Origin of the sequence: Legionella lansingensis, from assembly GCF_900187355.1 — a bacterium.
GTDB lineage: Bacteria > Pseudomonadota > Gammaproteobacteria > Legionellales > Legionellaceae > Tatlockia > Tatlockia lansingensis.
In genome coordinates this window covers 294,392-306,409 of record NZ_LT906451.1, presented here as the reverse complement: position 1 = coordinate 306,409, position 12,018 = coordinate 294,392, and the positions used below count along the sequence as shown (strand labels likewise).

Below are 12,018 nucleotides of genomic sequence, written 5' to 3'. Positions count from 1 at the left end.
TTAAATTTATTCATTAATAACCTGAATAGGATAGGGCTGTAATTCCTTTTGAGATTTTAAAAAATCAGTAATTTCTTCAGCTTGCTTAACAGTCGCTGAGGAAATAATCCCTGCAGTACAGGTGTTCTTACTGTTTGGACTAATCGCAGGATTGACAACAATCACATAATCTCCTCGATCGTTTACGACATTGCACTCACACTTGGCCTTAGTAGAATCCTTTTTATCAATCAAACAAGGTTTATCAAGACACCATGCCCAAGGCCATTTGAACACTTGATATAACTTTTTATTGGAAAATAACGAGAATAAATTAACTCGCCATCTTTTGTTTGCTTGGCTGGTTGACAAGGTTGGGTCGCGGCAGAATAACCCTCTTTTACATCACAATGACATGAAACAATATTTTCTTTACCTGCCATAGGGGTGCAAGGAGCGGTAGTACACAAAGCATATTTACTCTTACAAGCAACAAAATTATCTGCATGGACTGTTATAATTGATAGAATGAATATTACCAATGCGCTGAGCAAGCTCTTGATCATGTGTGAAAATTCCTTTTTCCATCTATAGAATCGATACAATAGCACATTTTTTAAATCACTAGGGTGTGTTGACAATTGTTCCCCAGCGCCTACGTACCGCGACTTGTTCGCGGTATCCAGTAAATGGTCAAATTTAAAATCAGAACTTTAATAAATTTCTAATGCATTGATTAATAAGAGAAAGATCGCATTATAGCGGTTCTAATGCCAAGTATAAAACAATTTGGGCCCCCTATGTAATCAGAATAACTCAAGTAATATCATCGATGTGCAGTCCAAAAAACTCGATAACAAGGAAGCAAGATGAAATTATTTTATGCCTATATCATGGCGAGCAAGCGTAATGGCACTCTGTACGTCGGTTCCACGTCTGATCTAATTACACGAGTCTGGGAACATAAAAATAAGTTAACTCCAGGGTTTACAGCCAAATATAATGTTCATAGGTTAGTTTATTATGAAATTCATGAAACCTATGTAGGGGCTGCACGTCGTGAGAAACGTTTCAAAAACTGGTCCAGACAGTGGAAGTTGAATTTGATCGAAGATTTAAATCCAGAGTGGCGTGATCTTTATGAAGAAATTTATAGCTGATTAAGATCTATTGGATACCGCGAACAAGTCGCGGTACGTAGGCGCTGGGGAGCAATTGTCAACACCTTAATTTCTGTCATTTCATCAATCATTTCAACGTTTTTTACTAATACCTAATGCAGAGAGAATGGAACGCGTAATATCGCGGATAATTTGTCTTATGATCTGACGGAATAACGTGTTTTTACTGATTTGATCGACTACAGAGGGCTCTTGCACATCGGCTTTACTCTCTTTGGCATTCCTCTGTCCATGGCTTGTCATAGCTACTTCAGCAGCTAAGATCTCCTTTGCCGAACTTCGTTCTATGCGGTGTTCGTATTTGGGTAAGAGCGTAGACATGGCTATCGCCCTATGAATTTCATCAGCATTTAGTACTCCCATCCGTGATTCCGGTGGTCTAATCAAACACTGTACCAGGGGCGTGGGTTGACCTTTTCCATCCAGAGCGCTCACTAGGGCTTCACCAATCCCAAGATTGGTTAATAACTGCTCTGTCTGATAATGCTCAGACGGAGGAAAGTTTTGTGCAACGAGTTTAAGCGCTTTACGATCTTTTGCCGTAAAAGCCCTTAAAGCATGTTGTATCTTTAACCCTAACTGCCCCAACACTGACTCAGGCACATCATCAGGTGTTTGGGTACAGAAAATTAAGCCTACACCCTTGGAACGGATTAATTTAACAATGGTGTCCAACAACTTTAGCAAAGCCTTACTGGCATTATTAAAAATCAAATGCGCTTCATCAATAAATAAGACCAATTTCGGCTTGGGGGGATCACCGAGTTCAGGCAGCAAGCGATAAACATCCGTCAACAACTTCAGCATAAAGGTAGAAAACAGTTTTGGTTTATCCTGCATATCCATGAGGCGTAAAATAGAGATGATTCCTAACCCTTCACTATTCACTCTTACAAGATCCATGACATTAAAGGCAGGTTCGCCAAAAAATTGTTGACCTCCTTCAGCTTCGAGCTCAATGATTTTTCGTACAATCGTTCCCACGGAGGCAGTGGCAATACCACCAAATTGGGCTTCTACTTCTGCTTTTCCTGACTCCGTTTGTACATACTGAAGTAAGGCTTTAAAATCAGCCAAATCAATCAATGGTAGGTCTTTTGTTTTTGCATATTCGAAAAGAACAGTAATCACTCCCGCTTGCGTCTCATTAACATCCAACATTCGCGAAAAGAGAAGAGGTCCGAACTCCGTTACTGTTGCTCGCAGAGGGACACCACCAATTAAGTTACTCAAACTTAACATTTCGACAGGGTATGCTCTTGGACTAAACGTTAAATTCAGTGATTGACAACGGGCTATCAAAGCTTCATTTGCCTCACCCGGAATAGCCAATCCCGAAACATCACCTTTAATATCCATAACAAGGCTAGGTATTCCTTGTAAGGACAATTGCTCGGCCAACACTTGCATCGTCTTTGTTTTTCCACTGCCTGTGGCACCCGCGATTAATCCATGACGGTTAAGTGATTTTAACACCAGATTTACAGGCGAATTAGGGAGTAAATGCTCATTCATCAGTATCCCACCTAATTGTAAAGCTGGGAGATCAGAAGATTGGTAGGGTTTGATTAAGTCATCGTACATGAAAGTAACGTCCTTGTTTGGGAGGGATAATCAATTATAGTAAAAATTGTTTGCTGAATCTTTACCTTAAGATTCCTTCTGACATTCGGGGCAAATGCCGTAAATATTAAGAGCATGATCGGTCATTTTAAACTTAGCTTGCTGGGCAATCATTTGTTGACGTTGCTCGATAACCTCGTCGATGAATTCTTCAACTCTACCACACTTAACACAAACAAGATGATCGTGATGCTCTCCTTGACTGAGTTCAAATACCGAATGTCCTCCTTCAAAATTGTGGCGAGTGACTAATCCAGCTGTTTGAAATTGCGTTAACACACGATAAACAGTAGCTAACCCAACATCTTCACCCATTTCCAATAGCGCTTTATACACCCCTTCTGCGCTTAAATGATGATCACCGGATTGTTCTAATATTTGCAGCACCTTCAAGCGTGGCATGGTAATTTTCAAACCAGCATCTTTTAACTGTTGACTCTCTTCCACCAGAGCACTCCTATAGCTACTTTAGCACCTCTATCCTAGATGTCTTTCTATGGATGACGTGATATTATGGCGAACTTTTTCCTAACAGGCAAAAAAAATGCGAATTAGAACCATTCTCATTCTTTTCATTAGTATAGCGCTCACATTCTGTCTAACAAATTGCATCTCTTATGACTATGCAAGACGAATTGTGCAACAAGGTAACCTATTACCACAATCAAAGATTGAGCGCTTAAAGCTTGGTATGAGTAAGCGCGATGTTGCCATTTTAATGGGAACGAGCCTACTAAGCCCCACCTTTAACAATGACCGTTGGGATTACGCCTACACTTGGCGTCGAGGAGCACGTGCTCTTATAGTACGTAATGTAACTTTGTATTTTTCTCATGGAAAACTGGTACGTATTGAACATAAGCCTTGATGGGTTTCGCTTCCTCAAAGAGATTGTTGCATACGTACATGACACGCCTCATACAAATGTGGGGCGAGTGTTTACCAAACTCTGTCACCCCTTTACCCCATTACCACATAATTTTTTCTTCTTTCTCATTGGGATTCTGCCATCTAGTAAAATGGCTTAATAAATCATGAATTAACCGTTCATCAGCTCTTTTTTTAAGATAATAGGCGCAAAATGGAATCACAACTTCAATATCTCTAACCTTTGGAACCTTTAATTTTTCTGATAGCAAACTATCAGGTAAGAAACTCCAGCCTAGATCATATTCGACCAAAGATCTTATGGCATCTATCGTGCTAATTTCAAAACCTAATTTTAATGATAAATGATGTTCTTCAAATAAACCTTCTATTTTATCGCGAAAGGCCCCTCCTTTTTCAGTTAAAATAGCTGGATAGTCTGCCAATTGTGAAAGTGAAATGGATGAATGGCGCAGGGCAAGTTCATGATTAGCACCGACAACCAAATTTAATTTTTCTTCCCATAGAAAAACAGGTGTTATTAATTTCTCCGGTATCTCTCGCGCTGGGCAGATCACTACATCAACGATTCCATGATTCAAATAATTTCCCACCTCAAGTTCGCTCATGGCTTTAATGTGCGCTTGAATCAAGGCATTCTTTTCTTTTAAGTATTTTAGAAAACCTGGTAGCACATAATGGGAGACATAAACGGAAGCACCTATGACCGCATGCTGACTAAACTCTTGAGTTTTTTTGAGTGTTTGAATCATATTTTGATGTGCGGAAAGCATTTGCCTGGCATGAGGGATAAGATGTTTAGCTGCTTCAGTCAATATTATTTTTGACCCCTCCATGATTAACAACCGAACCCCTAACTCATTTTCGATTTTTTGAATACGTTTACTCATGGCAGATTGCGTAACATGCATTTTTTTAGCTGCCAAAGTAATGGAGCGATATTCAATGACAGCAAAAAAAGATTTTATATCCCGGATGTCCATGTTATTATTTCTCGGTTTTTAAAGAAAAGTATAGAACATATAACGTTCATGACTTAGCTTTTGCACGCTGTCTTCTTTTTTCCTTAGGATCAAGCAAAAGTGGTCTGTAGATTTCAATGCGATCACCTGTTTTTAATACCGTATCCAGAGGCATTTGTTTAGAAAAAATTCCTAGCGGTAGGTTTTTAGCTTCGGGATATGTCTCAAACAATTTAGCTTCATTCAGTGCATCGGCTATGGTTGAACCCGGTTCTAAGGAAAGTTCAAGCTGTACCGTGGCGCCATCTGCTTTGATATAAATGATCTCAACCTTTACCATATAGAGCCTCAGCTCGTTCACAAAAGGCGTCAACCATTTTTTCTGTAACCTGTTCAAAAACAGGCCCCAAAAGCATGGAAAACATCCACCCTGCAAATTCAAATTCCAGGTCGAATGAAATCTTGCAGCCTTCTGGCACCTCGTCGAATCGCCAGAAACCTTCCAAGTGTTTAAAAGGACCATCAACAAGACGAATTTCTATCATCTTATTGGCTTGTAAGCGATTACGCGTGGTAAATGATTTACTCATACCAGCAGCAGAAATGACTAAGGTTGCTTGCACCTCATCTTCATCACGGTGGTGGACTAAACTTTGCGCGCAATAAGGTAAAAATTCAGCATATTCCTCAACCTGATTGACTAAACCATACATTTGTTCACAGGTAAATGGCACCACACGGTTTCTTTTCACGATAGTCATTCGCTCTCTCCCTTGAGGAGATTAGTAAGCCATTGAGAGAGATGTCTTACCTCCTCCATGCAAATGGCATGCTCCATAGGGTACTCATAGAATGTTAAATTGGCATATCCTTTAGCAGTTAACCAGTCTATGGTGAGTTTACTCCAGGTTGGCAAAACAATAGAGTCGTAGGTCCCATAGGCAAAAAAGATAGGTGTGTTATCTGCCAAAACAGGTCTGCATTCAGCCGCTAACGGCAAATACGCAGACAAGGCGATAATGCCCCCAAAAGGCATCGTTAACTTCAATGCCGTGTGTAATGCCATAGCCCCACCCTGGGAAAAACCTGCCAACCAAATTTTATTGGAGGGTATTCCTTTCTCTATTTCAGCATGGACGATTTTGAGAATCTCTGCCTCTGAATTTAAAATTCCATCCCTGTCTTCTTTCTGTGTAAACCCAAAATCATAAATATCGTACCATGCACGCATGTGCATCCCATTATTAATGGTAACTGCTCGGACAGGTGCATCCAAAAAGACATGACGAATCGCGAGTTCATTGAGGAGCAACTGTTGAGCCAACCCTGACATGTCGCTGGCATCCGCACCTAACCCATGCATCCAAATAATACAGGCCTCTGCCTGTTTTTGTGGCTCTTTAATATAAACGTTTAACACCATATCTCCAGCCAAAAACTCTAATTATCACTAAAGCCTATAACTATAGCAAGGTTACTACAGCGAGCCACAATGTTGACGGATCTCTCAGACCCCGGAGTTCTGCTGCAGGTAGAGGCCTCTAATCCAGATTTAAGTATCATCGATTTGCTATACTATATTTGTTAATCCGAGTTTTTGTAATGGCCAAATTTAAAACCATAGGGTCGCAACAAAGTTCCACTGATTTCACGACCCTATCTTCATTCAATTTAAGCACAGATGTTAATGCACGTAAAAAGTCCTATGACGCTTTTCAAACCAATGCGAATTTAAGACAATTAACTGATCAGGATAGAAGTGCAGGGGTAAGGGTTTATAGTTCTCTACCAGAACAAGATATCAGAACCACATTATCTCGAAAAGAAGGGTATGCTATCCCACCTGCCGAACGATATAAAACCAGAGAAAGAGTAATAGCCAGTAAAGCCCATTATATTGCTGACAGTTCTGGGAACTTTGACCCAAATGCTCCGGTCGGTGTCACTATGTTAACTACCTGTACCCCTAATTTAAGAAGAAAACCAAGTGGTGTCCCAGAAAATCCCCAAGATTATAAAGATTTCGTCAAAGCAGACGGTAATTTGAATGATGACGCTTTTAGAGCGGAAATGAAAAAAGTGTGGACACGATACTTTTTTGCCGCAAATGAGGAAGCAAAGCGGACTGGAAAAAAAGTTGATATTATTACCCCTTTAATTGGAGCTGGCGCTTATTTAGAGGATTTGCCACCCTCAGAAAGACAACAGGCAAAACGCATTATAGCAGAAACGATGATAGAGGCAGCCAATAGCCCCTCTTTTCAAAATATAGATGAGATTCATCTTTCTATTCCCAATGGAGCAAGGGGCGAGACTGACGACTTTAAATTAATTGAAGATGTGATGTCTAAATCCACCTCACAAAAATCCATTACCTTAAGTGATACAGATATGCTTACTTTAGGAAGACAAAGGGTTCAATCTGGAAAAGAAATTACCATTTGTAATCCAGGCTCAGATCATGTGCCTGGAGGAGGGGCTTATGACGATCGCGATAAACCGCTAAAAAACGGTGGTCATGCTTATAACCAGGGTAAAGGCGCAGATCCAAATCATCCAGGTAAATTTAATGGGCATCCTAAAGCGTTGGAAGAGCAATTAGGTCAAGTATCCAATTTTTTATATATTCAAAATAAAGATCAAAATCCTCAACATTTTGATTTTGTTAAAATACCCCAATCCGTGGTGACTAGTTCAGCAAAACCACCCGCCCCTCCACATCAGCAGATACCTCCACCTCTAACACCCCATCACTCACCTCCACCATCAACGTCTAAATGGGGAGCTGTAAAAACCCAACATACTCAATCCCCTATTGGAAGCACTCCCTCAGTAGATAGTTTAAAAGAAAGCGCTCCACTTCAATCAAATGCAAAATTGCCTGTACAAGTAATAGAAAATCAACTGCGTCAAGGATCAATCCCGTTAATAGAAGCTGGAAAAACAGCTTTGGATGAATGCATGCAGAGCTTTGATTCTAATAAAAGGAAAGAAGCGGCAGACTTAATCGTTAAGTATGCCGTAAAACATGTATTAGGAAATTTAGATACGAATGTAAAGGTCAGCATGGTTGATAACAGGAGAGCTCATACCGCTGGACATGATGCTACAGCCATGAAAATTCAGTTTAATTCAGATGCTGAAGCACAGCTTTTCGCTAAAAAATTGCTAAATGAATATGGCGTTCATAGTCTGACTTCCGGACAAGGTATCATGAAAAGGGCTCAGAATGGAGCTATTTATTTAACTAAAGGTGATTTAGAAAAAATCGCTGCACATTCTAAAATAACCGCCATACCTGGTTCGGGTGCTACAGCTTATAAGGTTATGGCAGCCTCCTTTGAACAGGCGAAGACCAAAGATATAAATGCCACCACCGAATCAACCAACTCGAACGTTTTTAGAGGTCCGGGATTGCATTAGCAACGCCTAGTTGTTTTAAATATATGCCACCCATATACTTATAATAATTTGCTAAAAAACCGTGTTAACTATGCGTGGATTATTGCTACTTACAATCGCTGTATTGACGTTATCGTCTTGTGGGCAGAAAGGACCTCTATATCTGCCAGACCATACACAACCGCAAAAAAAGTCAACCACAGCCACTAAATGAGTTGGAAATGACTATCCGATTTACAAAAATGCACGGCTTAGGTAACGATTTTATGGTTATCGATGCCGTAAACCAAAAGATTAATTTGCCAGCAACCAAAATTGCTGAGTTGGCTAAACGTGATACGGGAATAGGCTTTGATCAATGTTTAATTATTGAACCTAGCAAAAATAAAGACATTGATTTTTTTTATCGAATTTTTAATGCGGATGGTCAAGAAGTTGGACAATGCGGCAATGGAGCGCGTTGTCTTGCACGCTTCCTTAGTCATTATGGTTTGACGCAACAAAAAATCATTTCTGTTGCAACGATGAGTACACAAATGCGTCTGGAAATTAATCCAGATGATACTGTTACTGTGGATATGGGATATCCTAATTTGAATCCTGCCGATATTCCTTTGCTCGTTCAGGAGCGCTCCTCTTTATATGAATTAACGCTTGCAGATGGCTCCAGCCATCTTATTCATGCGCTTAGTGTCGGCAATCCGCATGCAGTAAGCCTCGTTGACAATGTGGATATCATGGATGTACCACATCTGGGAAAAGAAATCAGTGAGCATCGATTATTTCCTGAACAAACCAATGCTGGCTTTATGCAATTAATGGATAAACATCATATTCGGTTGCGTGTTTATGAAAGAGGCTGTGGAGAAACGAAAGCTTGCGGTAGTGGAGCTGTAGCTGCTGCCGCCGTCGGCAGGCTTTATTATCAGCTGCACCCAGAGATTGAAGTAAGTTTATCCGGCGGTAAGCTGATTGTTCACTGGCCTGATATGGAGGGGCCTATTTACTTGAAAGGACCAGCTACTTTTGTTTATGAGGGGGTATTGATGTCATGAGAATAGTCATTTTAGGGGCAGGACAAGTGGGAGGTACCCTCGCCCGTAGTTTGGCTCGCGAAGACAATGACATTACCCTGGTTGATTTAAATGAAGAACGCTTACGCGAGTTACAGCACCGATTGGATATTCGTACTGTTCACGGCTCAGCGGCGCATCCTAATATTTTGATTGAAGCAGGTATTGAACAAGCGGATATGCTGATAGCAGTCACCAACAGCGATGAAATCAATATGATGGGCTGTCAGATTGCTTATAGTCTGTTTAGAACACCAACTAAAATCGCGCGCATTCGCTCGCGTGATTATTACGACTATCCGCAATTATTTTGTAACGAGCATGTACCAGTAGATGTTTGCATTAGCCCTGAAAAATTGGTCACTGAACATATCGAAAACTTGATTGATTATCCAGGAGTGAGGCAACTTCTCGAATTTGCGGACGGACAGGTGCTATTAGCAACCATTAAACCGCAGCCAGGTGGCATCATGGTTGGTAAAACAATTCAGCAGCTATATGAGCATTTAGCACCTATTGAAGCACGTGTTGTGGCTATCTTTCGTGACAAGGTGGCCATCGAACCCGATGAACATTGTGAGATTGTCATTGGTGACGATGTTCTCTTTATTGCCTCCCCTCATGCCATACAACAGGTTTTAATTGCTTTAGGTCGTTACACTCACCCCAATCGTCGAATCATGATTGCCGGTGGTGGTCATATCGGTTCAAAGCTTGCACAAACTTTGGAAGAAAAATATCGTATCAAGGTCATTGATCACAATTTATCTCGCGCCAGCGATCTTGCCTCTCAGCTTCACAAGGGCACAGTCTTGCAAGGGGATATTGCTGATCGCGACTTACTACTCAATGAGAATATTGAATTTACAGATGTTTTTTGCGCGGTAACGAATGATGACGAAGCCAATATTATGTCTTGCCTGCAAGCCAAACGCTTAGGCGCACGGCACGTCATTTCCCTAGTAAACCGTAATGCATACGTTGATTTAATTGAGGATAGCAATATTGATCATGCCATTTCCCCGCAATTAATTACCATCGGTAGTATTCTTACTAAACTACGGCGAGGAAACATGGTTAAGGTGCACCGCCTGCAAAACGATGAAGCAGAAGCCATTGAGTTGATAACGCATGGGGATCATTTAACCTCGCAAGTCGTTGGTCGCCAACTCTCAGAAATTGAATTGCCCCCTAGCAGTTTCATCGCGGCAGTAATAAGGGAAGAAAAGTTAATCATGCCTGAACCACAATTAGTGATAGAATCAGGTGACCATGTCATATTGTTGTTATTAAAAAGGCGATATGTGCGTCAAGTTGAATCCTTATTCCAAGTCAATTTGACGTTCATGAGTTAAAAAATGCAAATTAAAACGATTCTTCGTCTTTTAGGTCTTCTTCTAATGATGTTTAGTGTGAGCATGCTCACTCCACTTATTATAAATCTAATCTTTCATGAGCAGTTTTGGCTGCCTTTTCTGGCTGCTTTCACCTGCACATTTGCCACCGGGGTTATCTTATGGTTCAGCTTTAGACAGCAGCATCATGAACTCAAAATTCGCGATGGTTTTCTTCTTGTAGTATTGTTTTGGTTTGTTCTTTGTCTTTATGCCTCTTTACCCTTTATCTTTGCAATCAAGCAGCATGATCACAGCATTACTGATGCTATCTTTGAGTCTGTTTCTGGTTTTACAACCACCGGTGCAACTATCATTCGCCATATTGAAGATTTTCCTCATGCGGTATTGTTTTATCGTCAACAGCTTCAATTTCTAGGCGGCATGGGAATTGTTGTTTTAGCCGTGGCTATTTTACCTATGTTAGGGGTCGGGGGCATGCAACTTTTTAGAGCAGAAACCCCAGGCCCAATGAAAGATAGCAAATTAACCCCAAGAATTGCACAAACTGCAAAGGCATTGTGGTTTCTTTATTTACTGCTGACTGTGTTATGTTGGTTTAGTTATTGGGCCGCAGGAATGGATTGGTTTGATGCCTTGGGCGAAAGTTTTGCAACGGTTTCCACTGGTGGATTCTCAATGCATGATGCCAGTTTTGCCTATTACCAAAGTGACACGATTGAATTAATAGCCTGTTTTTTCATGCTCCTCGGTGGAACAAATTTCGCGCTGCATTTTCTAGCCCTTAAGAAAAAGAGTCTTAGACCTTATTGGCAAGATGAAGAGTTCCGTTTCTACCTTGCCTTCCTTTTTTTGGCAAGTCTTGTGATAACTATTTCTCTTGTATTCTACGAGTTTTTTGAGGCCAATCCTCATGCACTGGTTAAAAGTCTTTTTAATGTGATTTCTTTAGCGACCACCACGGGATTTGTGTCTGCTCCTTTTAGCACCTGGCCCACTTATGTGCCGATATTGCTTATGTTGTTGGCGATTGTTGGTGGTTGCGCAGGTTCAACGTGTGGGGGGGTAAAAGTTATTCGTGCTCTGCTTATTTATAAGCAAAGCAAACGTGAGATTGTCCGCTTGCTCCATCCTCATGCATTAATCCCAATTAAATTCGGCAAACACAGTTTACCGGAGCCAGTGTTAGAGTCCATGTGGAGTTTCATCTCTGTGTTTATTGCTCTTTTTTTGGCTTTGATGGTACTGTTTATGGCTATTGGTAACGATTTTGTAACTTCTTTTTCGGCGATCACTGCCAGTATCGCAAATGCTGGTGCTGGGTTAGGCACTATCAGTGATAATTTTGCTGATCTTAACCAAGCAAGCAAATGGATACTCATTTTTTCGATGCTCGCCGGCCGCTTGGAAATATTTTCTCTCCTTATTCTATTTTCACCCCATTTTTGGCAAAAATAACACAAATATTGAAATTTTTTCTCAAGCAGTTATGCTGATGTGACCAAAGGATTGGAACCAAGACAAAGATAGCTTGACTGTCGTTGGTTATTAGACC

General features: G+C 40.8%; 14 protein-coding genes and 1 pseudogene. 7 read left to right on the top strand and 8 right to left on the bottom strand.

The window, feature by feature from the left end; all coding sequences use genetic code 11:
• Window positions 1-6 precede the first annotated feature (6 nt).
• Window positions 7-165 carry a hypothetical protein gene (locus tag CKV79_RS13705; protein WP_157737121.1) on the bottom strand — a complete coding sequence of 53 codons (159 nt, stop codon included), beginning with the start codon at window positions 163-165 and terminating at the stop codon, window positions 7-9.
• 65 nt (window positions 166-230) lie between these two features.
• The gene (locus CKV79_RS01475; RefSeq protein ID WP_051546161.1) at window positions 231-545 is read right to left on the bottom strand and encodes a hypothetical protein; all 315 of its coding nucleotides are present in this window, start codon (window positions 543-545) and stop codon (window positions 231-233) included.
• A gap of 303 nt (window positions 546-848) precedes the next feature.
• Between CKV79_RS01475 and CKV79_RS01470 the strand changes: the two genes are divergently transcribed.
• On the top strand, window positions 849-1,139 hold the full coding sequence (locus tag CKV79_RS01470) for a GIY-YIG nuclease family protein (RefSeq protein WP_028373334.1): 291 nt from the start codon (window positions 849-851) through the stop codon (window positions 1,137-1,139).
• A gap of 93 nt (window positions 1,140-1,232) precedes the next feature.
• On the opposite strand, the gene CKV79_RS01465 is transcribed toward CKV79_RS01470, so the two are convergent.
• Window positions 1,233-2,744 (bottom strand): helicase HerA-like domain-containing protein, encoded by a 1,512-nt coding sequence (locus CKV79_RS01465; protein WP_028373333.1) that lies wholly within the window; start codon window positions 2,742-2,744, stop codon window positions 1,233-1,235.
• A 66-nt stretch (window positions 2,745-2,810) separates the two neighbouring features.
• Complete coding sequence (fur, locus tag CKV79_RS01460; RefSeq protein WP_028373332.1) at window positions 2,811-3,230, bottom strand: ferric iron uptake transcriptional regulator; 420 nt, start codon at window positions 3,228-3,230, stop codon at window positions 2,811-2,813.
• Window positions 3,231-3,296: 66 nt separating this feature from the next.
• Here fur and CKV79_RS01455 point away from each other — a divergent pair.
• Window positions 3,297-3,651, top strand: a pseudogene (locus CKV79_RS01455) (outer membrane protein assembly factor BamE).
• 100 nt (window positions 3,652-3,751) lie between these two features.
• Here the strand turns inward: CKV79_RS01455 and CKV79_RS01450 are convergent.
• From CKV79_RS01450 to CKV79_RS01435, 4 genes are read right to left on the bottom strand one after another with little or no spacing between them, the layout of a single operon-like run.
• The gene (locus tag CKV79_RS01450) at window positions 3,752-4,654 is read right to left on the bottom strand and encodes a LysR family transcriptional regulator (protein WP_028373330.1); all 903 of its coding nucleotides are present in this window, start codon (window positions 4,652-4,654) and stop codon (window positions 3,752-3,754) included.
• 46 nt (window positions 4,655-4,700) lie between these two features.
• Window positions 4,701-4,973 (bottom strand): RnfH family protein, encoded by a 273-nt coding sequence (locus CKV79_RS01445; RefSeq protein ID WP_028373329.1) that lies wholly within the window; start codon window positions 4,971-4,973, stop codon window positions 4,701-4,703.
• Window positions 4,960-5,394, bottom strand: coding sequence for a type II toxin-antitoxin system RatA family toxin (locus tag CKV79_RS01440; RefSeq protein ID WP_028373328.1), 435 nt, complete (start codon window positions 5,392-5,394; stop codon window positions 4,960-4,962). Before CKV79_RS01440 ends, CKV79_RS01445 begins: the two co-directional genes overlap by 14 nt.
• On the bottom strand, window positions 5,391-6,056 hold the full coding sequence (locus CKV79_RS01435) for an alpha/beta hydrolase (protein WP_081778076.1): 666 nt from the start codon (window positions 6,054-6,056) through the stop codon (window positions 5,391-5,393). Before CKV79_RS01435 ends, CKV79_RS01440 begins: the two co-directional genes overlap by 4 nt.
• 179 nt (window positions 6,057-6,235) lie before the next feature.
• Between CKV79_RS01435 and CKV79_RS01430 the strand changes: the two genes are divergently transcribed.
• From CKV79_RS01430 to CKV79_RS01410, 5 genes are all read left to right on the top strand, one after another.
• The gene (locus CKV79_RS01430) at window positions 6,236-8,056 is read left to right on the top strand and encodes a hypothetical protein (protein ID WP_028373326.1); all 1,821 of its coding nucleotides are present in this window, start codon (window positions 6,236-6,238) and stop codon (window positions 8,054-8,056) included.
• A gap of 70 nt (window positions 8,057-8,126) precedes the next feature.
• Complete coding sequence (lptM, locus tag CKV79_RS14100) at window positions 8,127-8,249, top strand: LPS translocon maturation chaperone LptM (RefSeq protein WP_081778075.1); 123 nt, start codon at window positions 8,127-8,129, stop codon at window positions 8,247-8,249.
• A gap of 7 nt (window positions 8,250-8,256) precedes the next feature.
• On the top strand, window positions 8,257-9,090 hold the full coding sequence (gene dapF / locus CKV79_RS01420) for a diaminopimelate epimerase (protein ID WP_028373325.1): 834 nt from the start codon (window positions 8,257-8,259) through the stop codon (window positions 9,088-9,090).
• Window positions 9,087-10,463: a Trk system potassium transporter TrkA gene (gene trkA, locus CKV79_RS01415; protein WP_028373324.1), complete on the top strand. Its 1,377-nt coding sequence runs from the start codon at window positions 9,087-9,089 to the stop codon at window positions 10,461-10,463. Before dapF ends, trkA begins: the two co-directional genes overlap by 4 nt.
• Window positions 10,464-10,466: 3 nt before the next feature.
• A complete protein-coding gene (locus CKV79_RS01410; RefSeq protein WP_028373323.1) occupies window positions 10,467-11,921 on the top strand; it encodes a TrkH family potassium uptake protein in 1,455 nt (484 codons plus the stop codon).
• Window positions 11,922-12,018 lie beyond the last annotated feature (97 nt).

Bases quoted from the DNA above. Each gene is read 5' to 3' on its own strand.
- lptM (WP_081778075.1), top strand. From the start codon at position 8,127: ATGCGTGGATTATTGCTACTTACAATCGCTGTATTGACGTTATCGTCT.
- trkA (WP_028373324.1), top strand. From the start codon at position 9,087: ATGAGAATAGTCATTTTAGGGGCAGGACAAGTGGGAGGTACCCTCGCC.
- CKV79_RS01475 (WP_051546161.1), bottom strand. From the start codon at position 545: ATGATCAAGAGCTTGCTCAGCGCATTGGTAATATTCATTCTATCAATT.
- CKV79_RS01450 (WP_028373330.1), bottom strand. From the start codon at position 4,654: ATGGACATCCGGGATATAAAATCTTTTTTTGCTGTCATTGAATATCGC.
- CKV79_RS01430 (WP_028373326.1), top strand. From the start codon at position 6,236: ATGGCCAAATTTAAAACCATAGGGTCGCAACAAAGTTCCACTGATTTC.
- CKV79_RS01435 (WP_081778076.1), bottom strand. From the start codon at position 6,056: ATGGTGTTAAACGTTTATATTAAAGAGCCACAAAAACAGGCAGAGGCC.
- CKV79_RS01440 (WP_028373328.1), bottom strand. From the start codon at position 5,394: ATGACTATCGTGAAAAGAAACCGTGTGGTGCCATTTACCTGTGAACAA.
- dapF (WP_028373325.1), top strand. From the start codon at position 8,257: ATGACTATCCGATTTACAAAAATGCACGGCTTAGGTAACGATTTTATG.
- CKV79_RS01465 (WP_028373333.1), bottom strand. From the start codon at position 2,744: ATGTACGATGACTTAATCAAACCCTACCAATCTTCTGATCTCCCAGCT.
- CKV79_RS01445 (WP_028373329.1), bottom strand. From the start codon at position 4,973: ATGGTAAAGGTTGAGATCATTTATATCAAAGCAGATGGCGCCACGGTA.
- CKV79_RS01470 (WP_028373334.1), top strand. From the start codon at position 849: ATGAAATTATTTTATGCCTATATCATGGCGAGCAAGCGTAATGGCACT.
- CKV79_RS01410 (WP_028373323.1), top strand. From the start codon at position 10,467: ATGCAAATTAAAACGATTCTTCGTCTTTTAGGTCTTCTTCTAATGATG.